The 21,200-nt window shown below is 66.1% G+C and carries 22 protein-coding genes; 7 read left to right on the top strand and 15 right to left on the bottom strand.

Translation table 11 applies throughout. The annotated features are described in order from the left end of the window. Window positions 1-174: 174 nt before the first annotated feature. From MWN34_RS03210 to MWN34_RS03195, 4 genes are all read right to left on the bottom strand, one after another. Window positions 175-1,026, bottom strand: a complete 852-nt coding sequence (locus MWN34_RS03210) for an ImuA family protein (RefSeq protein ID WP_247026365.1) — start codon at window positions 1,024-1,026, stop codon at window positions 175-177. Between the two features lie 117 nt (window positions 1,027-1,143). Further along, window positions 1,144-1,644 (bottom strand): GtrA family protein, encoded by a 501-nt coding sequence (locus MWN34_RS03205; protein ID WP_247026363.1) that lies wholly within the window; start codon window positions 1,642-1,644, stop codon window positions 1,144-1,146. A gap of 72 nt (window positions 1,645-1,716) precedes the next feature. Then, the gene (locus MWN34_RS03200; protein WP_247026361.1) at window positions 1,717-3,510 is read right to left on the bottom strand and encodes an ArnT family glycosyltransferase; all 1,794 of its coding nucleotides are present in this window, start codon (window positions 3,508-3,510) and stop codon (window positions 1,717-1,719) included. Window positions 3,511-3,523: 13 nt separating this feature from the next. Next, window positions 3,524-4,612 (bottom strand): glycosyltransferase family 2 protein, encoded by a 1,089-nt coding sequence (locus tag MWN34_RS03195; RefSeq protein ID WP_247026352.1) that lies wholly within the window; start codon window positions 4,610-4,612, stop codon window positions 3,524-3,526. 98 nt (window positions 4,613-4,710) lie between these two features. Between MWN34_RS03195 and MWN34_RS03190 the strand changes: the two genes are divergently transcribed. Beyond that, window positions 4,711-5,580 carry a ChbG/HpnK family deacetylase gene (locus tag MWN34_RS03190; protein ID WP_247026350.1) on the top strand — a complete coding sequence of 290 codons (870 nt, stop codon included), beginning with the start codon at window positions 4,711-4,713 and terminating at the stop codon, window positions 5,578-5,580. A gap of 62 nt (window positions 5,581-5,642) precedes the next feature. Here the strand turns inward: MWN34_RS03190 and MWN34_RS03185 are convergent, their stop codons facing one another. Next, window positions 5,643-6,086: a DUF983 domain-containing protein gene (locus tag MWN34_RS03185; RefSeq protein ID WP_247026345.1), complete on the bottom strand. Its 444-nt coding sequence runs from the start codon at window positions 6,084-6,086 to the stop codon at window positions 5,643-5,645. A gap of 225 nt (window positions 6,087-6,311) precedes the next feature. On the opposite strand from MWN34_RS03185, the gene MWN34_RS03180 reads away from it, so the two are divergent. After that, entirely contained in the window at window positions 6,312-6,533 is a 222-nt protein-coding gene (locus MWN34_RS03180) for a hypothetical protein (RefSeq protein WP_247026344.1), read from the top strand. Window positions 6,534-6,543: 10 nt separating this feature from the next. On the opposite strand, the gene MWN34_RS03175 is transcribed toward MWN34_RS03180, so the two are convergent. Further along, a complete protein-coding gene (locus MWN34_RS03175) occupies window positions 6,544-7,353 on the bottom strand; it encodes an exopolysaccharide biosynthesis protein (protein WP_247026343.1) in 810 nt (269 codons plus the stop codon). Between the two features lie 263 nt (window positions 7,354-7,616). Here MWN34_RS03175 and MWN34_RS03170 point away from each other — a divergent pair, with 263 nt between their 5' ends. Further along, window positions 7,617-9,125, top strand: a complete 1,509-nt coding sequence (locus MWN34_RS03170; RefSeq protein WP_425532045.1) for a sensor domain-containing diguanylate cyclase — start codon at window positions 7,617-7,619, stop codon at window positions 9,123-9,125. A 58-nt stretch (window positions 9,126-9,183) separates the two neighbouring features. Here the strand turns inward: MWN34_RS03170 and MWN34_RS03165 are convergent, their stop codons facing one another. Next, window positions 9,184-9,633, bottom strand: coding sequence for a VOC family protein (locus MWN34_RS03165; RefSeq protein ID WP_247026342.1), 450 nt, complete (start codon window positions 9,631-9,633; stop codon window positions 9,184-9,186). A 250-nt stretch (window positions 9,634-9,883) separates the two neighbouring features. Between MWN34_RS03165 and MWN34_RS03160 the strand changes: the two genes are divergently transcribed. Beyond that, window positions 9,884-11,437 (top strand): APC family permease, encoded by a 1,554-nt coding sequence (locus tag MWN34_RS03160; protein WP_247026341.1) that lies wholly within the window; start codon window positions 9,884-9,886, stop codon window positions 11,435-11,437. Window positions 11,438-11,582: 145 nt separating this feature from the next. Beyond that, window positions 11,583-12,356: a ferredoxin--NADP reductase gene (locus MWN34_RS03155; protein WP_247026340.1), complete on the top strand. Its 774-nt coding sequence runs from the start codon at window positions 11,583-11,585 to the stop codon at window positions 12,354-12,356. Between the two features lie 65 nt (window positions 12,357-12,421). Here MWN34_RS03155 and MWN34_RS03150 read toward each other — a convergent pair whose 3' ends face one another. Both MWN34_RS03150 and MWN34_RS03145 read right to left on the bottom strand, forming a co-directional pair. Beyond that, window positions 12,422-12,652, bottom strand: coding sequence for a hypothetical protein (locus MWN34_RS03150; protein WP_247026339.1), 231 nt, complete (start codon window positions 12,650-12,652; stop codon window positions 12,422-12,424). Beyond that, on the bottom strand, window positions 12,628-13,806 hold the full coding sequence (locus MWN34_RS03145) for a hypothetical protein (RefSeq protein WP_247026338.1): 1,179 nt from the start codon (window positions 13,804-13,806) through the stop codon (window positions 12,628-12,630). The genes MWN34_RS03150 and MWN34_RS03145 overlap by 25 nt, the downstream gene beginning before the upstream one ends. 184 nt (window positions 13,807-13,990) lie before the next feature. Here MWN34_RS03145 and MWN34_RS03140 point away from each other — a divergent pair, with 184 nt between their 5' ends. Then, window positions 13,991-14,479, top strand: a complete 489-nt coding sequence (locus MWN34_RS03140) for a GNAT family N-acetyltransferase (RefSeq protein WP_247026337.1) — start codon at window positions 13,991-13,993, stop codon at window positions 14,477-14,479. 55 nt (window positions 14,480-14,534) lie between these two features. On the opposite strand, the gene ahcY is transcribed toward MWN34_RS03140, so the two are convergent. The 6 genes from ahcY to MWN34_RS03110 all read right to left on the bottom strand — a co-directional run bounded on the left by ahcY (window position 14,535) and on the right by MWN34_RS03110 (window position 20,063). Next, window positions 14,535-15,956, bottom strand: coding sequence for an adenosylhomocysteinase (gene ahcY / locus MWN34_RS03135; protein WP_247026336.1), 1,422 nt, complete (start codon window positions 15,954-15,956; stop codon window positions 14,535-14,537). A 192-nt stretch (window positions 15,957-16,148) separates the two neighbouring features. Beyond that, the gene (locus MWN34_RS03130) at window positions 16,149-16,436 is read right to left on the bottom strand and encodes an HPr family phosphocarrier protein (protein WP_247026335.1); all 288 of its coding nucleotides are present in this window, start codon (window positions 16,434-16,436) and stop codon (window positions 16,149-16,151) included. Window positions 16,437-16,446: 10 nt separating this feature from the next. Further along, the gene (locus MWN34_RS03125; RefSeq protein ID WP_247026896.1) at window positions 16,447-16,848 is read right to left on the bottom strand and encodes a PTS sugar transporter subunit IIA; all 402 of its coding nucleotides are present in this window, start codon (window positions 16,846-16,848) and stop codon (window positions 16,447-16,449) included. A 146-nt stretch (window positions 16,849-16,994) separates the two neighbouring features. After that, window positions 16,995-17,444 (bottom strand): HPr kinase/phosphorylase, encoded by a 450-nt coding sequence (locus MWN34_RS03120; RefSeq protein WP_247026334.1) that lies wholly within the window; start codon window positions 17,442-17,444, stop codon window positions 16,995-16,997. Between the two features lie 5 nt (window positions 17,445-17,449). After that, a complete protein-coding gene (locus tag MWN34_RS03115; protein WP_425532044.1) occupies window positions 17,450-19,357 on the bottom strand; it encodes a stimulus-sensing domain-containing protein in 1,908 nt (635 codons plus the stop codon). 7 nt (window positions 19,358-19,364) lie between these two features. After that, a complete protein-coding gene (locus MWN34_RS03110; RefSeq protein ID WP_247026333.1) occupies window positions 19,365-20,063 on the bottom strand; it encodes a response regulator transcription factor in 699 nt (232 codons plus the stop codon). A 361-nt stretch (window positions 20,064-20,424) separates the two neighbouring features. Here MWN34_RS03110 and MWN34_RS03105 point away from each other — a divergent pair, with 361 nt between their 5' ends. Further along, window positions 20,425-21,195, top strand: a complete 771-nt coding sequence (locus MWN34_RS03105) for a HugZ family pyridoxamine 5'-phosphate oxidase (protein WP_247026332.1) — start codon at window positions 20,425-20,427, stop codon at window positions 21,193-21,195. Window positions 21,196-21,200 lie beyond the last annotated feature (5 nt).

Raw genomic sequence — 21,200 nt, 5'->3', positions numbered from 1 at the left:
GGAGTGGGAGCCGGTCTGGCCGAAGATGCCATGTTCCCGGCCGGGCGGTGCCCGCCATGCCCTCCGACCGCTCCGTCCGCTCCCCCATGGTTTCCGCTGCCTGCATTTCTTCCCTCCACCGGAGCAGCGGCATAGACTCCATATTCCGGCGCCCCTTCTGATGCCGCACGCCCTTCACCCGGCCTTGCGGTCCGCGCGTCCCGCGCCAGCCGGTCGGCCGGCAGGAAGGGCAGCCACAGGGCGAGATAGCGCCGGCCCGTCGAGGAAGCGGGGCTTGCGCCGGGAATCGGGTGTGCGGAAACGCTGCTGGTCACGGTCCCACTCCAGCTGCCAGGTGAGATTCCAGTTCTGTCCGGGTGCTTCCCCGGCAACGCCGGAAGGACCGGCGCGCTGGCGCAGCAAAGTGAGGGCGAAGGCCGGCGGGCCCGGCGCCCGGGCTTCCAGCGGCACCGAAAGCAGGGGGGCGACCCGCCAGCGCGAATGACTGGCGCTCGGAAGGACACGGGCGGCGAGGCGCAGCATTAGCAGCGTTACGCCGGATTCGGCCGCGCGCAGGGCCAGACGCCGGGTGGCGGTGAGGTCGAGTCGGCGCGGCTCGCCCCAGATCTCGATCAGCACCGCGCCGAGGGCGGTGCAGGCCGCGCCATCAGACGCCGCGCGTAGGGCCTGTTCGCCATTGCGCGCCCGCACCAGCAGGAAGGCGCCGGGATCCAGCCCCAGCGCCGCGAGCCCGCGCGCATCCGGCATGCCACCCTCATTCGCCATCAGATCCTGCCGGATCCACAGGATCGGCCGCCCCTGTGCCGCCCGAGCCGCGAGCAGGGCGGTGAAGGCCTCTCCCTCCGGCAGGTCGGCTCCCGCGGCGCCGATGATCTCGTGCAACGCGCCGGCCGGAAGGCCTCCGCCCAACGCGCTGTCGAGCCCCTCCACGCCGAAGGAGAAGCGCCGCCCGGCCACGGAAAGCCGCGGGGCTTCGTGGCTCGCCAGCGTCTTCCGCAAGGCGGTGATGTCGGGAGTCGGACGCATAAATGTTTCCGTTTTGTTCTCTCTTAAAACGACTCCGTGCCGCGCAAGAGTCAAGCGGTCCGTGACGGACCGTGCGGCTTTCGAAAGAACAACGGAAAAAGAAAGATATGACAGGGCTCACGCCGGGGGCAGGACAGGACCGGCCCCGGGCGCGTGCTCGCGGCGCGCCTCGCGGAAGGTCCATACCGCGTTGCCGCCATAGTGCCAAAGCACAAGAAAGGCGGTCACTCCGACCTGCGCGGGCAGATAAGGCAGGCTGAAGGGGCCGGTGAGCAGCGCCATGAGCAGCGCGTTCAACACCAGCCCGATGCCGGCCACAATGAAGAACTTTCCGAGGGCCTCGCCATGCGGCTTCGAGGAGCGGAAGGCGATGCGGCGGCTGAGTTGGTAGTTCACCAGACCGCCGGTGACGAAGCCGGCGCTGGACGCCGCGACCGGCCCGAGGCCGGCGCCATGCACCAGTCCGATCAGCACCGTGTAATGGGCGAGCGTGCCGACCGCGCCCAGCGCAGCGAACAGCGCAATATGGCGCAGCCTCGCCGACAGGCCGCCGGCCGGCAGGGCTGCCGCCACACCTTCTGCCGAAACCGATCGGGCCTGTGCCTCGCCGGGGGTCATCGCCTGTGTCCTCAATCCTGCCTGTACCGGCTGCGGGGCGGCATCGGGGCCGTCCCGCAACGATCTCATCGCTCAAGGGGTCGCGCTCAGGGGGTTGGTCTGGGTGGCCACCGCCGTGCCGCCGCTGTCCTTCAGCGAGACGGCCGGCGCATCGGGATCCACACCCTTGCTGGTGCCGTCGTCGCGGTCGTCCCACGGCAGCGGCTCGGCGAGCGGGGTGTGGCGGGCGCGCATGTCCACCGCCATGGCGAGCGGAATGCCCATCCGGGTCACGGTCTTGTAGGTCATCCCCGAGACCACGTCGTCGCAGCCGATATTGCGTGCGGTCAACAGAAAGTCGGCTTCGTCCCAGTTCTCGGTCATATCGACATTAGGGCCGAGATAGGTGGAAGCCTGCACATCCTCGGCGCAGACCGCGACCTTGTAGCGGTGCGGGGCAGCCTGCACCTCGTGCTCGATGCCGCGTCGCAGGTCGATCGCCGCCTCGCGCAGGCTGTCGGACCAGTAGTCGCCCTCGAAGCGGCCCCAGGCTCCGGCCGTGCCACCGACCAGTTCGTTATAGGTCACGTACTGATAGGGGTGCATTCGCACGAAGATGTCGAGGTTGTAGGCATAGACCGCAAGCGCCGCGGCGCCGAAGGCGAGGCCGAGCGGCAGCGCCCTCGCGTTCATCCGCCGCCACGCAGCCCGGAAGCCGAGCGCCGCGAGGATGGTGACCGGCGGCATCACGAACAGGAAGTGACGGATGCCGTTATAAAGCGGGGGATGCTCGATCAGGGTGAAGGCGACCGGCACCGCGATGGCGAGGCCGAGCGGCAGGAAAGCGAGAACCCGGCGCGGATGAAGGCGGATCGCGGCGCCCGTACCGCCGGCTCGCACCAGCCCGGCCGCCGCGACGATCGCCACCGCCAGCGCCGCGACGAGGCCAAGCAGCGTCGCTTCCGGCAGCTTGATCAGCAGATACTCGGACATATAGGTGCCCGGCAGCTCGTTGATCGGGGTGTCCTGCCCGTTGATGAGGGTCGACAGGTCGAAGGTGAAGTTGCTGAAGGCGCCCATCGCCTTGAAGAAATTGGTGGGCGGCAGCATCGACCACGGCCAGGTGACGGCGATGATGGCCAACGCGATCAGCCCGGCGACGCAGAGGCGAGGCAGCAGGCGCAACGGCAGGCGGATGTCGCGGAACACGACGGCCGCAATGCCGACGGTGAGCAGCAGATAGAGCACCGCGAACACGCCGCCGACCCTCTGGCCGAAGGCACAGCCGACCGCAAGGCCGAGGCCGACGACGACACGCCAGCGGGGCTGTTCCGGCAGCCGCACCACCAGCGCGGTGATGCAGTAGAGGCTCCACACCATGAAGGCCGCGAAGGGCACGTCCTTGGTGTGGGTGAACATCGCCCCGCCATACATGCCCGTGACCGCGAGCAGCGCGACGGCGAGAATGCCGGCCTTCTCGCTGCCGAGCAGCCGCGCCAGCTTCCACACTCCGACGAAGCCGAACAGGCCGAACATCGCCGAGAGAAGGTGCCGCCATTCATAGACCGGCAGCGGGACGACATGCTCCAGCCCGGCGGCGATCATGTCGAACAGGCCGCCATAGAGATAGAGGTTGATATAGTGGAAAGCCCGGTCGTCGGTGAAGCCGCTGGCGTACCAGGTCAGCAGGAGCTGGCCATAGGTATGCTGCACCGGCTCGTCATTGCTGATCCCGTAATCGCGGAAGGTCAGCAGCACGAAGGCGGTGAGCGCCGCGAATAGCCCGAGGCTGGCGAGGCGGGTAAGCCGGGCGGACCGCCAGGCACGGGCGATGAAGGAGGCAGGCTCGTCACCCGCCAGGGGGAGTTCCGAAACGCGCAGGCTCACGTGTGCGATCCCATCAGGGCACGAGCGAGGGGGCAAAGGGGGCAGGGACCGGCTGGGCCGGGAAGGCGACGGGTTCTGCCGGGTTCGCGCTCGCGAGAACGGAACCGGACCGGGAAAAGCCGATCTCCTCGGCGACCAGATACAACGGACGCTGTTTCACTTCCGTGAAGATGCGCCCGATATATTCGCCGATCACGCCGAGGCTGATGAGCTGGACCCCCGAGAGGAACAGCATGCCGACCATGATGGAGGCGAAGCCCGGGGTGCGCACGCCGAGAACCAGCGTCTCGAGGATGAGATAGGCGCCATAGAGCGCGGAGGCGAAGGCGAGGCCGACGCCGACCAGCGACCAGACGCGCAGCGGAACCATGGAGAAGGACGACAGCCCGTCAATCGCGTAGCGCAGCAACCGGATGAACGAGAAGGAGCTGACGCCCGCCGCGCGCTCCGCCACCTCGAAATCAACTTCCTCGGTACGGAAGCCGACCCAGCTGGTGATGCCCTTCATGAAGCGGTTGCGCTCGCCCAGCGCGTTGATGGCGTCCACCACCCGGCGGTCGAACAGGCGGAAGTCGCCGGCACCCTCGGGAATGTGCACTTCGCACATAGCGCGGAAGAAATGATAGAAGCCGCGGCTCATCAGCCTGCGCGGCAACGGGTCGGTCTCGCGGGAACGACGCACCGCGATCACCATCTGCACCCCGGCGCGCCAGCGCTCGATGAGCTCCGGGATCACCTCCGGGGGATGCTGCAGATCGGAATCCATCAGCACCACGATGTCGCCGGAGGTTGCGCGCAGCCCGGCGGCCATGGCGGCCTCCTTGCCGAAATTGCGCGCGAATCGCAGCGCCTTCACCGCGGGATCGCGGGCACCGAGAACCGCCAGCGTCGCATAGCTGTGGTCGCGGCTGCCGTCATCGACGAAAATGAATTCCCGTTCCAGATCGGGATAGGCATCCAGCACCCGGCACAGACGCTCGTGCAAGGCTTCGAGACATTTCGCCTCGTTATACACCGGCACCACCACCGAGATGAGCCGGGCTGACCTTAGGGCGCGCGGCGCCACCTGATCTTCGATGTCTTTATTGGATACGTGAAGCATGACGGCTGGCCGTTACAGGATGCTGCGTAAATTTGCGCTTTCTTCAAGCATGTGAGAATGTATAGGCCAATTGCGATATTTGTTAGGCTTAAATACCCATGCGTGAAGTTCTTAAACCAATAGTAGTCTGCGCAGATGACTACGGTTTAAGCGAGGGTGTCTGTGATGCGATCGAGGCTTTGATCGGGCAAGGTCGCCTTTCCGCCACAGGTGCGATGAGCGCCCTGCCTGCCTGGCGCCGCCGTGCCGCGGGGCTTCGCGAGATCGTGCGCCAGACACCCGCCGATATCGGCCTGCACTTCACCCTCACCGGGCAGAAGGCGCTCACCCAGGCACGCGGCCTCGCCAAAGACGGCCAACTGCCGGAGATCGGCACGCTCATCCTGCGCGCCCTCGGCCGTGCTCTTCCCCTCGATGCGATTCGCGACGAATTGCGCGCCCAGCTCGACGCCTTCGAGGATGCGTGGGGAGCGCCGCCCGATTTCCTCGATGGCCACCAGCATGCCCACGCTTTGCCCGGCATCCGCGATGTGGTGGTGAATGAACTCTCCGCACGCTATCCCGGCCATGCGCTGTGGCTGCGCAACTGCACCGAGCCGCCTGCCCAGGCCCGCCGCCGCAGGCTGGGACTCGGCAAAGCCATGATCATCGGCACGCTCGGTGCCGGCACCGCGCGCACCGCCGCGCGCGCCGGCATCGCGACCAATGACAGTTTTCGCGGGCTCTACGACTTCTCCGAACGCGTACCCTATCGCGAGGTGTTCCGCGCCAGCCTTGCGGGACCGGGCGCGCGCATCCTCGTGCATTGCCATCCCGGCATCGTGGATGACGAATTGCGCAGCCTCGACCCCCTGCTCGATCCGCGCGAGCGGGAGCTCGCCTATCTCGCCTCCGGCCAGTGCGGAGAGGATCTGGAAGCGGCGGGCGTCATCCCCGCGCGGTTCCGCGAGACCGGAACGGTGCGCTGACACGCCAAAACGAAAAGGCCCGGCATCACCGTGCCGGGCCTTTTCGTGAATCGGGCGCCGCGTCAGGCGGCCCGTGCAGGGAGGGGCGGCGGCGCGGCGTCATCGGGCCTCACCAGCTTCCCCTCCTCCGCCTTGTAAACATACTGGCTGGCCACCAGCCAGCCCTTGAGCGGCCGCAGAGGGGGTATGCAGGTCAGCAGCAAAGCGGGAAGCGTCGTGACCAGATGCACCCAGTAAGGCGCCTGGAACGCGACCTCGATCCAGAGGCCGAACACCACTGCGGGCACGCAGCCGAAGCAGATAACGAAGAAGGCCGGTCCGTCGGCCGGGTCGGCGAAGCTGAAGTCGAGGCCGCAGACTTCGCAGCGCGGCGCGAGCTTCAGGAAACCGTCGAACAGGTGTCCCTCGCCGCAGCGCGGACAGCGGCCGCGTATGCCGGTTTCGAACGGAGAGCGCAGCGGCCAGTCATGGCCATGACCATACCGCTCTGCGTGTGCCTCGCCCATTCCGCCCTCCCGCTTCCCAATAATGAGACAATATTGACTGCAATCAATATATATCATTGATGGCAGACAATGATAGGGCAGAAGCCTGTTGCATGGCTGTCATGTCGTCGCGCCCGGCAGCGGCACGGAGGGCGTAAGGGGTGGGGGCGGTCTATCTTTGCGTTAACCATTTACCGACATGGTGAGCAGGCGCCGCGAGGCGATTCGCCGTCATGAGTTGGGTCCATGAGTAACGTCATCCTTTTTCCGGTCCGCAGCCCCGAGCCTGTCATCGAGGAGCTGGACGAAGATCTGTCCCTCGACCTCGTTACCGCCGTGGACGTGGCCATTCGCGACCTGCGCGACCTGATGTTGCGCCTGCAGGGTGACGATACTGGCCGTCGCCAGGCCCATGACTGCCTCGACATGCTGAGCCGCGCACTCGAAGGCGCACGGCAGCACGGCTGAAGGCGTCCGTTCAGGCCAGCAGGTTCTTCAGCACGTAAAGACCGGCCTCGGCCATTCCCCACACCACACCGGAAACGACGCCGAGCGACACGACGGCGACCGTCATGCCGGCGAGGATCCACACGCCGTCCATCGCCACGATTCCGAGCGCCAGCATACAGACTGCAAGCGCCGGCAGCATGTTGCCGAGCGGGATCGGTAGCACCAGCACGATGGCGAGAACGAGACACATCAGCCCCACGATGTTTTCGCCCGGCGGCCGGGCCAGCATCCCGAAGCGCGGCCGCAGCAGCCGCTCCGCTTTGGCAAGCCAGGGCGCAGCGCGATTGATGAAGCGAGCGAACTCGCTGCGCCCGATCGAACGGTCTGCGATCATGCGTGGCAGCCAGGGATCGCGGCCCAGCGCGAGCTGCGCGGTGAGGAAGATCAGCGGCGCTCCGAGCACGGTGGAGGTTCCGGGCGGCGTGGGCAGCACGTTCGGCAAGGCAAAGAGGAAGATCAGGGGTCCGAAGGCGCGCTCCCGCATCTCGTTGACCAGATCGCCGATCGCGATCCGCTCGCGCCGGTCGTCATTGGCGATTCCGGTGAGAATGGCGGAAAGGCGGCTGGCCTGCCCGCACGGATCCGTCGCTTCACACATTTCGGCCATCGCCGCACCACGCACGACGCGTTCATCCTTGGCCTCCCCCGACGTCTGCTCGGGTTCGGCAGCCGGCTCCGGGTCGAGACGACGGGCAGTCACGGGCATCGGCCTTCCATCCTGCAAACACCTCGGCGATTCCAGGTGACGTATCCGGCGAAGGATCTCACCCAGCGTCATCAGATAGGTGTTGATTGTGTCGCCAGCCAGACCGTCTCCGGGATGCGTTGGGATTCACAACGCCTGACAGAGAGCAGCTCTCCCGCCGAGATCGAGGTCACGGCCATAATTCCAGCCATATTATTGGTAATACGGCACCAACGATCCGGCACTCGGGCGCGTTATGATGGCGGCTCCGCGCCGGATCCCCCCGCCGCCGCTTGACCATGCGGGCGCGCATGGCCACTGCTCTGCCCCGCGACGCCCGCCGAAACCGCAGTTCTATGCCGAATTCCCAGCCCCTGAAGGCATCCTATTCTGCGCCCGCCGACGCGGTGGATGCCGACGCTACCTTCGAACTCGCGCCGATGGCGCTCTGGCTTGAGGATTACAGCGCTCTCAAGGTGTTGTTCTCCCGTTGGCGCGACGAAGGTGTCGTGGCACTGCGCCCATTCCTGCTGGCCGACCCCGCCCGGGTGGCCGCCTGCGCATCCTGCATCCGGGTGCTGAAGGTCAATACCCGCACGCTCGAGCTTTTCGAGGCCAACGACGTCGACCATCTCGTCGCCAATCTGCATCGTGTGTTCCGTGACGACATGCTGCACACCCACATTAACGAGCTGGTGCAGCTCTGGGACGGCCATCACGGCTTCTTCAGCACGACCGTGAACTACAGCCTCGGCGGTAAACGGATCGACGTGCAGCTCAAGGGGGCAATGCTGCCCGGCCATGAGGGCATCTGGGATCGCGTGCTGGTCTCGACCGAAGATGTCACGGCCCGCGAGACCGCCCGCCGGCAGGCCGAACAGGCCGAGCAATATGCCCGCGGCCTGTTCGAGAACTCCCCGGTCTCGCTCTGGGTGGAGGACTTCTCGAGCGTGAAGGCACTGCTCGACGATGTGCGGGCGCGCGGCATCAGCGATTTCCGTACCTTCACCGACGTGCATCCCGAGTTCATCGAGCGCTGCATGAGCGAGATCCGGGTGCTCGACGTGAATCGCCACACGATCGAACTGTTCGGCGCCGCCGGCAAAGCGGAGCTGTTCAGCAATCTCGACGCCATCTTCCGCGACGAGATGGTGCGCCCCTTTCGCGAGCAGCTCATCGACCTGTGGGACGGCAAGCTTTTCCAGCAGCGGGAAGTCGTGAACTACGCCCTCAACGGGGATGCGATGCACCTGCATCTGCAGTTCTCCGTGTTGCCCGGTCATGAGCGGGACTGGTCGCTGGTGCAGGTCGCGCTCACCGACATCACCGCGCGCAAGAAGGCCGAGGCCTATCTCGAATATCTGGGCAAGCACGACGTGCTGACCCGGCTCTACAACCGCTCCTTCTATGCCGACGAACTGAACCGGCTGGAGCGCAAGGGCCCCTTCCCGGTGACCGTCATCATCATCGACCTCAACAACCTCAAGCCGGTCAACGACCAGCTCGGCCATGCCGCCGGTGACGCGCTGCTGCGCCGGGCCGGCGAGGTGCTGGCCGAGGCGGTGGAGGCACCGAACTGCGCGGCACGGATTGGCGGCGACGAATTCGCCCTGCTGCTGCCCGCCACCGGGCGCGAGCAGGGTCTCGCTATGCTGGAGAACATCGAGAAGCTGGTCACGATCAACAACCAGTTCTACTCCTCCACCCGGCTGAGCTTCGCCATGGGGCTCGCGACCAGCGAGCCCGGCGAAAGGTTGGAAATGGTGGTCAAGCGCGCCGATCTCGACATGTATGCGGCGAAACGCCGGCAGGCAGGGGGACCGGCCCGCGAGGTCTTCCCGCCGCACGGAGACCAACCCGCCTGAGGTTTCCCGATCTGGCCGGCGGCCCCCGCCGGGCAGCCCTCAGTCCCGGACGATGCCGTCAGATGATGCCGACACGCGGCGCCAGCGCGGCCAATACGTCGCTCACCACGTCCGGGTCGTGCACGAGGCAAAGCTTGTTACCCTCCGGGTCGCGTAGATAGGCGCCGTAATAATGCTCGCCATAATGCGGGCGCGGTCCCGGGGCGCCCTCGTCGAGCCCGCCCGCCGCGAGACCGGCGGCATGGGCTGCGTCCACCGCTTCCGGCGAAGGAGCCGCGAAGCTCACCTGGGTGCCATTGCCCCAAGTTGCGGGCAACCCGTTGAAGGGTAGCTGGATGAAGAATTGCGGCCAGCGACGGCCGGGCACCTGCCACAGCACGCCGGGCGGCCCGCCATCGCCGCCCTCCTCTACGGCCCCCCGGACAAGGCCGAGTGGGGCGAGCAGCGCATCATAGAACGTCCCCAGCCTGCCGAGGTCGCGGGCACCGAGAATGATGTGGCTGAACATGATCGTCCCCTCTCTTCCGAAACCGGGTCGGAATGGCTGCCGCTGCATTGGAGCGGTATCAAAAAACCACAAAAACGACAATGCAGGCGCGGCATGGTCGCGCACTGGCCCTCCTGCGGCGAGGCGCCCGTGGCGTAGGCCCCGGAAAAGTCGGTAGGAGGTTGGCAAGGTCGACCCCGCGTCCGCCACCGGATGCCTGCGGACGACGTGCCCGGAGAACGGCGCTAGACGCCGCGCAGGAGATCATCTCATGCAGCAGGAACGGACCCACGCCGACGCGCTCGCCACACCATCCGGTGCTGGCCGGTCCGGCAACCGTTCTGCAGAGACCACATACCGGGACGCCCTGCTCGACGACGAGCCGAGCATCTCTCGAAGCGCCCTGCCCGCCGCCTCGCTCCGGCCCGGAATGCTGGGAGCGGGGCATATCCTGTTTTTCGTGGTGGCGGCCGCCGCGCCATTGACCGCGGTGCTCGGCGGCGCGCCTGGTGCCTTCGCCTTCGGCCACGCTGCCGGCGTCCCGGGGGCCTATGTGGTGGCGGGCGCGCTCTATCTCGCCTTCGCCGCCGGACTCACCGCCATGGGCCGCTTCATCGCCAATGCCGGAGCATTCTATGCCTATATCGGCGCCGGACTGGGACCCGCCGCCGGACTTGCCGGGGCGTTTCTGGCCCTGCTCGCCTACCAGGCGATCCAGATCGCCGTGATCGGCCTGATCGGCCTGGTTCTGGCGGAGGCCATGGCGGACGTGCTGCCCACCATCGTGCCGACACCGCCCTGGTGGGCCTTCTCGCTCATCGTGCTCGCCGTGGTCTTCGCTTGCGGGCGACGCAACGTGCTGTTTTCCAGCCGTGTGCTTGCCATCTGCCTGACGCTGGAACTCGTCGTGCTGCTGGTGCTCGATGCGGCCCTGCTCAGCCATCCCGGTCCGGACGGAATGGCGTTGGCGGCCTTCACGCCTTCCGAGATCGTGGCACCGGGGCTCGGCGCTACCATGGTCTTCGTCATTGCCTGCTTCGTGGGTTTCGAGGCCACGGCCATCTTCGGCGAGGAGGCACGCGCGCCGAGCCGCGACATTCCCCGCGCGACCTATGGGGCGGTGCTCCTGATCACCGTACTCTATGCGGTCTCCGCCTATGCCGCTCTCGTGTTTCATGGCGCCGTCGGGGTTGGCGAGGCGGCACGGGCCAACCCCACCGCGCTCTACACGGATCCGGCACGGGCCCTGATCGGCGCCCCCTTCGCCGATGCCGTGAACCTGCTGCTCATCCTCAGTCTGTTCGCCTGCGCCCTGTCGCTCCACGGAGCGATCGCGCGCTATGTGTATGCGCTGGCGCGAAACGGAGTCGGCACGCCCTGGCTTGCCGTCACCCACCCGCTCCACGGCGGACCGCACCGGGCCGGCCTTGCCCAGGCGCTTGCCGCCGCGGGCATGATCATCCTGTTCGCCCTCACCGGGCAGGATCCCTTCGCCGTGGTTTTCTCGTGGATGAGTGCGCTTGGGAGCCTCGCCATCCTAGCGGTACAGATCCTGTGCACGGCCGCGATCGTTGCCTTTTTCCGACGCGATGCACGCGGCATCGGTCTGTTCCGGCGGCTGGTCGCACCCGCCATCGCCGGCGCCGGGCTTTTGGCCTGCCTGCTGCTGGTCATCGTCAACCTGCCACTGCTCGCCGGATCCGACAGCGCGGAGGTTCACGCCTTCCCCGCCCTTGTCGCTCTCACCGGGCTTGCCGGGGCGGTGCTCGGGCGGCTGCGGCGTCCGGGCCATCCTCCGCTCCACGCCTCTCAGGAAGACTTCTGAGCGCCACAACCGAAAACGATCCGTCCCGACGGAATGGCGGTGCTGCAAAGGGTCGACAGCGCCGGCTTTCGGCGCTAGACACGCGGCGACGAGAATTACATCGACCTCCGGTTTATCGGTCGATTTTCACTTAGACGGATTGTAAATGAGCAATCTCAACCACGAGCGCGTCCTGAGCGTTCACCACTGGACCGACAACCTCTTCACCTTTACGACCACGCGCGACAGCTCGCTGCGCTTCAAGAGCGGACAGTTCGTGATGATCGGGCTCGAGGTGAACGGCCGCCCGCTCCTGCGCGCCTATTCTATCGCCAGCGCGCATTACGAGGAGACGCTCGAATTCTTCTCGATCAAGGTTCAGGACGGCCCCCTGACCTCGCGGCTGCAGCACCTGAAGGTGGGCGACGAGGTTCTGGTCGGCCGCAAGCCGACCGGCACGCTGCTGATCGACTATCTCGTGCCCGGCCGCCGGCTCTATCTGCTCGCGACCGGCACCGGGCTCGCACCGTTCCTCAGCCTGATCAAGGATCCGGAGACCTATGAAGCCTATGAGAAGGTCATCCTGGTCCACGGCACCCGCACGGTAGCGGAACTCGCCTATCAGGACATGATCCTGAACGACCTGCCCGAGGACGAATTCCTGGGTGAGTATGTGCGCGAGAAGCTGGTCTACTATCCGACCGTCACACGCGAGCCGTTCCGGAACCAGGGCCGCATCACAGACCTCATCACCTCGGGCAAGCTGTTCGAAGATCTCGGACTGCCCCCGCTCGACAAGGAAGACGACCGCGTGATGCTCTGCGGCAGCCCGCAGCTGCTGGACGACATGCGCGTCATCCTGAAGGACCGCAATTACGAGGAAGGCTCCACCACCGAGCCGGGCGACTTCGTGATCGAGAAGGCCTTCGTCGAAAAGTGAGCCCGGAATACGGCTGACATAAAAAGGCCGGGGCGAACCCGGCCATTGTCGTTTTCAGAACCTGTTCACGGACCGTAGGGTCGTTCCGGAAAGGGCGACGGGCGGAAGCGGCCGGACTCAGTGGGACGGGTGCCCGTGGCGTCCGCGCGCGCGGCATCGCGGGCGACTTCTTCAGGGCTCAGCTCCCGGTATTCTGCATCGATCACCGTGAGGTCGCTGCGCGTGCGGGCGACCGGGCGACGCGGCCCGAAAAACCGATAGGCCAGTCCCGTCAGGAACACGATGGGGAAAACCACCAGAAAAACGCCCGCGGCCACCGCGGCCAGTGCGATGCCGATTGCGCACATGACGGCAACGCCGAGTGCGATCTGCCATCCGCTGATTCGCCGAACGGTAAAGCGGGCACTCTGATAAGGGTGGGACGGGTCCATCTAGGTCGTGTTCCTCCTGTCGCGATCATTCGCTTCGACGTTCCATATGGGAAGAGTGAGGCGGCATTCCAGCCTGGGGCTACACATCCGCGCGAGCGATCACCGCGTAGCTCTCCCGCGAAAGAGAACCCCGATGGGGACAGGAACGGTGCGATCGGCGTTCTTTCAGCGTCCGAGCCGGATCCGTAGACCGGCCGGCGCGGAGGCAGCGGAGCCACGGTGTCCAGACGATTCGCAGCCACGATCTCCACCGCCGCTGCCTCGTCCGCGATAGCAAGCACCACAGTCTCGGCTGCTGGCGCGATCATCAGATCGGCAAGGCGTGCCTCCACGGACACAGCCTCGCCGTCCCCGGCCAGTTCCACGGTCGAAACCCGGCTGCCGAGCGGAACGACAGGTCCCTCTCCCTCGAACCCGGCGGAGGGGTCGGCCGGGCCAATCATCGCCACCATGTCGCGCGGGCCCGCCAGCGTGAGGCCAAACGACTTCTGGCCGACAGCCGGCATGGCCGCCATCGCCGCAGCCGCGACAAGGCCGGCGCAGGCGACACCGGCCAAGACCCCGCCGAGCGGCAGGCGCGGACGGCGCAACGTGCGGGCGGCGACCACCGTTCCGCGCCCCGCCATCTCTGCCCGTTCGGCCCGGCTCCACAGCTCGCCGGCATTGCTGGTTTCGATCTCGATGGCGATGGTCGTCAGCACCGGAGGCCCGAAGAGCGCGCGACGATACGTGAGGCCTAGGACAAAGGCCCTTGCCCGTCCCCCCTCGTCGAGCAGTCGCGTCACCAGCCGCGCATCCGCCCGTGGAAGATGGCCGACACAGACCCCGCGCCGATGGACGGCGACCGAAAACGGGCGTCCAATATCACTTGCCTGCCGGACAAGCTGGAGTTCGAGCCCTACCCGCAACACCGGCATGGCGACCGCCAGCGAAGGATCTTCCGGTGAAGGAATTTTGGCACCCGCGCGCCCAAAATCCTGCCCGCGCAATCCTTCGATCTGAGACGACCAGGTTTCCATGGGCCCCCCACCCGGTTGGTACCGAAGCGTCGCCGTCACGTCCGCCGGCAGAAAGAGTGCTGAATCGTGGCTAAATCATGTCGAATCTATGCTAGCCGCGCGGCAACCACCCTGGGCGCCAGAAATCACCGCCCCGACTATTTCCTGTCACTCCGCCTGTTTCGCCTAGTCCTGAGGTAATGGCATGAAACTGAGAGCTGCCGGGGAAGATGATCTTCCCGAAATTCTCTCCATCTATAATGATGCGGTCCTGCATTCGACCGCGATCTGGAACGACACGCCAGTGGACATCGCCAATCGCGCGCACTGGCTGGCCGACCGGCGGGCCCGTTCGTTCCCTGTGCTGGTGGCGGAGGCGAACGGGGCGGTGTTGGGCTATGCGAGCTTCGGTGATTTCCGGCCCTTCGAAGGCTATCGCGTCAGCGTCGAGCACTCGGTCTATGTCGCCGCGGCGGCGCGGGGGCGCGGGATCGGACGGGCCTTGGTCGAGGCGCTGTTCGAGCCGGCGCGGGCGCTCGACAAGAAGGTGATGATCGGCGGCATCACCGCCGGCAACGCCGCCTCCATCGCGCTGCATGAGCGCCTCGGCTTCGTGGAGACGGGCTACATGAAAGGCATCGGCATCAAATTCGGGCAGCGCCTCGATCTCGTGCTGATGCAGAAAGAACTGTGAGGCAAGAAAAAAGGGGCGCTAAAGCGCCCCTTGATCCATCGTTTCCGGTACCGTCTCAGTAGCGGTAGTGATCCGGCTTGTAAGGCCCCTCGACCGTGACGCCGATATAGTCCGCCTGTTCCGGGCTCAGCTTGGTGAGCTTCACGCCCAGCTTTTCCAGATGCAGCGCCGCTACCTTCTCGTCGAGGACCTTCGGCAAGGTGTAGACTTTCTTCTCGTACTTGCCGGGGTTCGCCCACAGTTCGATCTGGGCGAGCGTCTGGTTGGAGAAGGAGGACGACATCACGAAGGACGGATGACCCATGGCGTTGCCGAGATTCACCAGCCGGCCTTCCGACAACAGGATGATGCGGTTCCCGCCCGGGAACTCGATCTCGTCGACCTGCGGCTTGATGTTGGTCCACTTGAAGTTCTTGAGACCCGCGACCTGGATCTCGTTGTCGAAGTGGCCGATGTTGCAGACGATCGCCCGGTCCTTCATGCGCCGCATGTCCTCGACCGTGATGATGTCGCGGTTGCCGGTGCAGGTCACATAGATGTCGGCGCGGTCATAGGCGTTGTCGATGGTGGTGACCTCGTAGCCTTCCATCGAGGCCTGCAGCGCGCAGATCGGATCCACCTCGGAAACGATGACGCGGGCGCCGGCCTGCCGCAGCGAGGCGGCCGAACCCTTGCCGACATCGCCGAAGCCCGCCACGAAGGCGACCTTACCGGCCAGCATCACGTCAGTGCCTCGACGGATGGCGTCCACCAGCGATTCGCGGCAGCCATAGAGGTTGTCGAACTTGGACTTGGTCACCGAATCGTTGACGTTGATCGCCGGGAACAGCAGCTTGCCCTGCTCCGCCAGCTTGTAGAGCCGGTGCACGCCCGTGGTTGTTTCTTCCGAAACACCGCGGATCGCGGCGGAGACGTTGGCGAACCAGCCCTTCGGCTTCTCGGCCAGCAGGCGCTTGATCAGCGCGAAGAAGATGGTCTCTTCCTCGGATTCCGGCTTGTCGAGGAAGGTGGTGTCGCCCTGCTCGGCGCGCAGGCCATGGTGCACCAGCATGGTGGCGTCACCGCCATCGTCGAGGATCATGTTCGGCACCAGGACCTCGCCGTCCTTCGCCCCGTGCCAGTCGAACAGGCGGGCGGTGTAGTCCCAGTATTCGCTCAGGCTCTCACCCTTATAGGCGAAGACCGGGATGCCTGCGGCGGCGATGGCGGCGGCGGCGTGATCCTGGGTCGAGAAGATGTTGCACGACACCCAGCGCACATCCGCACCGAGTGCCTTCAGCGTCTCGATCAGCACCGCAGTCTGGATGGTCATGTGCAGGGAGCCGGCGATGCGCGCCCCCTTCAGCGGCTGGGAGGGGCCATATTCGGCGCGGATCGCCATCAGGCCCGGCATCTCGGTTTCGGCGAGGTCGATCTCCTTGCGGCCAAAGGCAGCGAGAGAGATGTCCTTCACGATATAGTCGCCAGCGAGGGTCATGATCGTCCTTCCAGGCTGTCCACGGGTTGGCTGCGGGTTTAACAGCCCTCCATGCTCAAGGCAATAACGATATAAAGATGTCTTTATATCAAATAGGAAAAAGACGAAAACCAAACCCGCGAACGAAAGCGACGCCCGCGCCCCAGTGACCGGTCGCCGCGCAAAAATGTCCGTTGGTTGCGAGAAGATCGACTATTCGTCTTCGCCGAAGCGGGTGGAGACAAGGCTTTCCAGAGCGTCGAGCACACTTTCCGCCTCACGCCCGCTCGCCGCGACATGGATGGTAGTGCCCGGCGCCGCAGCCAGCATCATCAGCCCCATAATGGAGGTTCCGCCCACCGTCTCGCCGCAGCGCGTGACCCGGACATCGGCGTCGAAGCGCTCCACCGTCTGCACGAACTTCGCCGAGGCGCGGGCATGCAGGCCGCGTTTGTTGACGATCGGCAGGTCGCGCGTGAGGGCTTCGGAGGCGTCGGTCATCGGCGATCCGTCACTTTCCGGCGAGCACGCGGCTGGCGATGTTGATGTATTTGCGGCCGGCGTCCTGCGCCTGGGCCACCGCCTCGTCCAGCGGGATTTCCCCGCGGACGGTCGCGAGCTTCACCAGCATCGGCAGGTTGATGCCGGCGACCACCTCGATGTCCGGGGCGTTCATCACGGAGATGGCGAGGTTCGACGGCGTACCGCCGAACATGTCGGTGAGGATGACCACGCCGGCCCCGGTGTTCACCGCTTCGACCGACGCCACGATGTCGCGCCGACGCTGCTCGATGTCGTCATCGGGGCCGATGGTGATGGTCTCGATCTGAGACTGGGGGCCCATGACGTGCTCTAGCGCCGAGCGGAACTCGCTGGCCAGATGTCCATGGGTTACGAGTACAAGTCCGATCATTCTGCTCCGCCGACCGCGCTGCGGGTCGGGTCCGGTCTGGCCGTATCCCTCGGTCGAGGGGCCGATATCATCGTTGCACTGCACCAGATTGGCAAGGCCTGCTGCATCTTTCATCTCGCCCCATCTTTCGGTCGGGCAAGACGGTCTCAGACCGGGCCCGGCATGGTCGTGAGGTGCGCAACCACCGCGGGAAACGCGTCCATCCCCGGCCCGAGCGCAAGGCGCGGCAGCCGAAGACCACACAGGTCCGCGGCGAGATCCGCACGCGGCATCCGCTCGGCGTCCTCGGCCGCCAGATCGACCACGAGTTCCAGCCGCACCGCATCGCGATGGTCAATGCGCCGCACCCCGGCACCGCGCACCTCGATCAGCCCCGCGAGGGAGGGAACAGGGCGAGCCATGACCCTCGCCCCCGCGACGTCAAGCAGCACCCGATCGTCGGCGACCAGCAGGGTCGGCAACAGCACGCCACTCCGCCCGGCGAGAATGAGCGCGAAAGCGAGGTGCGACTTGCCCGCGCCGGACGGTCCGCGAATCAGGACACCGGCCTCGCCCACCGCGACGCAACTCGCATGGATGCTCGGAACTTCCGCCATGGCGTTCACACCGCCGGCAGGCGGACGATGAAGCGGGCGCCGGCAATGTCCTCCGCGACATGGACGATCTCGCTGTCGTCATCGGCGGGGCGGCCCCGGCCGGCTGGCGTTTCCTTCGACGAAGACGGCTCGATGATCCTGTTCTCCGCCCAGATGCGTCCGCCATGGGCCTCCACAATCTGCCGGGAGATGGAGAGCCCCAGCCCGGAATTCTGGCCGAAGCCCTGCTCCTCGGGGCGGTCGGTATAAAAGCGCTCGAAGATGCGTCCGAGTGCATGCGGCGGGATGCCCGGGCCGTCATCGTCGACAATGATGTCCACGTGATCGCGCAGCCGCCGGCAGGTCACCCGCACCGTGCCGCCATGGGGCGAGAACGAGCGTGCATTGTCGATGAGGTTGTTGATGACCTGGCCGAGCCGCGAATCATGGCCCGGCACGACGAAGGGTACGTTCACGCCGGGCGCGTTCTCATAGGCGAGCGTGACCGTCACCCCATCATTGCGGACCACGTCATTGTGCACGCCGATGACGGTGCCGAGCAGACGCTTGAGATCGACCGGCTCGGCCTCCTGCCGCTGCAATTCGGCATCGAGCCGGCTGGCGTCGGAAATGTCGGTGATGAGGCGGTCGAGGCGCTTAACATCGTGCTGGATGACCTCCAGCAGTCGGCCCCGCGAGGCATCCGACTTCGCCAGCGGCAGGGTTTCCACCGCAGAGCGCAGCGACGTAAGCGGGTTCTTGAGTTCGTGCGAAACGTCGGCGGCAAAGCTCTCGATCGCCTCGATGCGCGAATAGAGGGCATCCGTCATGTCGCGCAGCGCGCCGGAGAGATGGCCGATCTCATCGGAACGCTGGGTGAAATCCGGGATTTCGACGCGCTGCCGGGTGCGGCGGCGCACCCGCTCGGCAGCGTCGGCGAGCTTGCGCACGGGCCCGGCGATCGTGCCCGCCAGCAGGAAGGACAGCAGCACCATCACCGCCATGGCGACCAGGAACACGCGGACGATCACGAAGCGCTCCGCCGCCACCGCCTCGTCGATCTCGCCGCCCTGCGTGGAGAGCAGCAAGGCTCCGAGAATGGCACGGAAGCGCTGCACCGGCACCGCCACCGAGACGATGACCTGCCCACGGTCGTTCACCTGCACTGCGCTCGCCTTTTGTCCGAGCAGCGCAGACACAACCGCGGGGTAGCCCTTGCCGTTGTTGGGGCCGAGTTCCTGATAAAGAGGCAGGTCGCCGCGCTGGAACCACATCTGCATATGATTCCAGCCGCGCTCCATCCAGTTCGGCTTGCGGATGGTGGGTGCCGGCAATTCGAAGCGCAGGATCTCGCCCCGTGAGTAGAGCGAGCGCGAATCCAGAAGCAGCGCGCCGTCGCGATCATAGATGCGGGCACGGGTGCCTGTCGGCTCGACGAGGCGCTTGAGCACCGGGGCGACGCGCTCGGGATTGATGGGAAATTCGAGCGGGGCGAAGCCTTCTTCGCCGGGGCCGTAGCTCTCGCCGGCCTTCAGCTCCAGCAGCCGCTCAGGGTCGATGGTGATGGCATTGGTCTCGACCTGCGCCGAGGCGGCGATGGCACCGGCGATGATCTCGCCCTGCACCAGCAGGCTCTGGACCCGGGCATCGATGAGGCCGGCACGGAATTCGGACAGATAGAGAATGCCCGACACTAACAGCAGCATGCCGGTGAGGTTCAGGAAGACGATGCGCCGGGTGAGGCTGGAGAAGCTCTTGAACACCACGAAGCGCCGCACCCGCCGCACGAAGGCGAGCAGGTCGGCAAGCGGGCCGAGGCGCACCGCGCGCCGGCGCCGGGCGCGCCGGGCCGACGGGTCGCGCACCGTCGCGGGGCGGTCGTCCGGCGCGGAATCCCCGTCTCCGGGCGTGCGCGTGGAAGCCGGATCGAGCAAGAAGCCGCTACTCCTTGAAGCGGTAGCCGACGCCGTAAAGCGTCTCGATCATTTCGAAATTGTCGTCCACCACCTTGAACTTCTTTCGCAACCGCTTGATGTGGCTGTCGATGGTGCGGTCGTCGACATAAACCTGGTCATCATAGGCCGCATCCATCAGCGCGTTGCGGCTCTTCACCACGCCGGGGCGGGTGGCGAGCGCCTGCAGGATCAGGAACTCGGTGACGGTAAGGGTGACGTTCTCGCCCTTCCAGGTGCAGGTGTGGCGCTCCGGGTCCATGCGCAGCAGGCCGCGTTCCAGCACCTTGGCGCTGTCGACCTCGCGCGGGGCGGTGCCGTCCTTCGGAGCGAAGCGGCGCAGCACGGCCTTGACCCGCTCCACCAGCAGGCGCTGGGAGAACGGCTTCTTGATGAAGTCGTCGGCACCCATCTTGAGGCCGAACAGCTCGTCGATCTCGTCGTCTTTGGATGTGAGGAAGATCACCGGCATATCGCTCTTCTGGCGAAGGCGGCGCAGCAGTTCCATGCCGTCCATGCGCGGCATCTTGATGTCGAAGATGGCGAGGTCTGGCGGATTGGTCCGGAAGCCGTCCAGCGCCGTGGCGCCGTCGGTATAGGTCTGGATCCGGTACCCCTCCGATTCGAGAGCAATCGAAACGGAAGTGAGAATGTTGCGGTCGTCATCGACGAGGGCGATGGTCGGCATGGAGCGAGCTTTCCTGTTCGGCCGCGAAATTCATGGCTCGCGGTGAACCGTGCCGGCGTGGCCAGAATGTGACAGGCAACAGACGACGCACGGAAAATAGCGCGTTTTCCAACACGTGGCCAAGCCGTGGCCATGCTGGCCGGACAAGAGGATGTTGACGGATGAAGCACAGACGGGCTCAGTCCGCTCCCGATCCGGTTTCCGGACGGCGTCTTTCGACGACCGCACCGTTGCGCGCGCGGCATATGGAGCCGATCGTCCGGCCGCTGCGCGCCTGCACTGGACGAACGACGCACGCTGGCGCACATGACGCAGCGGCTGCTTGCAGCCAAAGGCTTGTATCGACCGCACGAGGACATTCATGAGCACGCAGACCAGCCCCGCCGTCGCCTCCGCGGAGGCCTTCGAACCTGCGCGCACCGCCCGCCGCCTGATGAGAGAGGCCACCACCGGCGCGCTCGGCACGCTCGACCCCGATGGCGCGCCATATGTCTCGCTGGTGCAGGTCGCGGGCTTTGCCGATGGTGCGCCGATGCTGCTGATTTCCGGCCTTGCCCGCCACACGCGCAATCTCCTTGCTGATTCGCGCGTTTCCCTGCTGCTGGACGAACGTGGTGTCTCGGGTGACCTGCCGGGCGAAGCGCTCACGCAGGCGAGGCTCTCACTCACCGGCCAGGCCTCGCCTTCCACCGACGAGGCGGCCCATGCCCGTTTCCTGCGCCGCCATCCGGACGCGGCGATGTTCGCCGGCTTCAGCGATTTCGGCTTTTGGCGGATCGAGCCGTCGGGCGCACATCTGGTTGCCGGCTTCGGGCGCATCGTCGATCTGGCGGCGGACGAGCTGCTGACCCGGCTTCCCGGTGCGGAGGGCGCACTGGCAGCGGAGAGCAGCGCGGTGGAGCACATGAACGAGGACCATGGCGATGCCGTGATACGCTACGCGACCGTGTTGCTCGGCGCCCCCGCAGGCGACTGGCGGCTGATCGACGTCGACCCGGAGGGATGTTGCCTGATGGCAGACGGCAAGGTACGCCGGCTCGATTTCCCACGCCGCATCGAGAGCCGCGAAGACCTGCACAAGATCATGGTCGAACTCGCCCGGCAGACCCGCTCCGGCCCGGCGGTGGGCTGAAGGCA

This window comes from Ancylobacter crimeensis, from assembly GCF_023016805.1.
In the GTDB taxonomy this organism is placed as follows: domain Bacteria; phylum Pseudomonadota; class Alphaproteobacteria; order Rhizobiales; family Xanthobacteraceae; genus Ancylobacter; species Ancylobacter crimeensis.
The sequence above is the reverse complement of the archived record's forward strand: the minus strand, read 5'-3'. Positions and strand labels throughout refer to the sequence as shown.

Excerpts from the sequence above, each read along its gene's own strand:
- ahcY (WP_247026336.1), bottom strand. The coding sequence starts at position 15,956 with ATGACCCTCGCTGGCGACTATATCGTGAAGGACATCTCTCTCGCTGCC.
- MWN34_RS03165 (WP_247026342.1), bottom strand. The coding sequence starts at position 9,633 with ATGTTCAGCCACATCATTCTCGGTGCCCGCGACCTCGGCAGGCTGGGG.
- MWN34_RS03160 (WP_247026341.1), top strand. The coding sequence starts at position 9,884 with ATGCAGCAGGAACGGACCCACGCCGACGCGCTCGCCACACCATCCGGT.
- MWN34_RS03190 (WP_247026350.1), top strand. The coding sequence starts at position 4,711 with ATGCGTGAAGTTCTTAAACCAATAGTAGTCTGCGCAGATGACTACGGT.
- MWN34_RS03125 (WP_247026896.1), bottom strand. The coding sequence starts at position 16,848 with ATGATCGGACTTGTACTCGTAACCCATGGACATCTGGCCAGCGAGTTC.
- MWN34_RS03155 (WP_247026340.1), top strand. The coding sequence starts at position 11,583 with ATGAGCAATCTCAACCACGAGCGCGTCCTGAGCGTTCACCACTGGACC.
- MWN34_RS03195 (WP_247026352.1), bottom strand. The coding sequence starts at position 4,612 with ATGCTTCACGTATCCAATAAAGACATCGAAGATCAGGTGGCGCCGCGC.
- MWN34_RS03145 (WP_247026338.1), bottom strand. The coding sequence starts at position 13,806 with ATGGAAACCTGGTCGTCTCAGATCGAAGGATTGCGCGGGCAGGATTTT.
- MWN34_RS03170 (WP_425532045.1), top strand. The coding sequence starts at position 7,617 with ATGCCGAATTCCCAGCCCCTGAAGGCATCCTATTCTGCGCCCGCCGAC.
- MWN34_RS03175 (WP_247026343.1), bottom strand. The coding sequence starts at position 7,353 with ATGACGCTGGGTGAGATCCTTCGCCGGATACGTCACCTGGAATCGCCG.
- MWN34_RS03105 (WP_247026332.1), top strand. The coding sequence starts at position 20,425 with ATGAGCACGCAGACCAGCCCCGCCGTCGCCTCCGCGGAGGCCTTCGAA.
- MWN34_RS03110 (WP_247026333.1), bottom strand. The coding sequence starts at position 20,063 with ATGCCGACCATCGCCCTCGTCGATGACGACCGCAACATTCTCACTTCC.
- MWN34_RS03130 (WP_247026335.1), bottom strand. The coding sequence starts at position 16,436 with ATGACCGACGCCTCCGAAGCCCTCACGCGCGACCTGCCGATCGTCAAC.
- MWN34_RS03180 (WP_247026344.1), top strand. The coding sequence starts at position 6,312 with ATGAGTAACGTCATCCTTTTTCCGGTCCGCAGCCCCGAGCCTGTCATC.
- MWN34_RS03205 (WP_247026363.1), bottom strand. The coding sequence starts at position 1,644 with ATGACCCCCGGCGAGGCACAGGCCCGATCGGTTTCGGCAGAAGGTGTG.
- MWN34_RS03185 (WP_247026345.1), bottom strand. The coding sequence starts at position 6,086 with ATGGGCGAGGCACACGCAGAGCGGTATGGTCATGGCCATGACTGGCCG.
- MWN34_RS03140 (WP_247026337.1), top strand. The coding sequence starts at position 13,991 with ATGAAACTGAGAGCTGCCGGGGAAGATGATCTTCCCGAAATTCTCTCC.
- MWN34_RS03210 (WP_247026365.1), bottom strand. The coding sequence starts at position 1,026 with ATGCGTCCGACTCCCGACATCACCGCCTTGCGGAAGACGCTGGCGAGC.
- MWN34_RS03120 (WP_247026334.1), bottom strand. The coding sequence starts at position 17,444 with ATGGCGGAAGTTCCGAGCATCCATGCGAGTTGCGTCGCGGTGGGCGAG.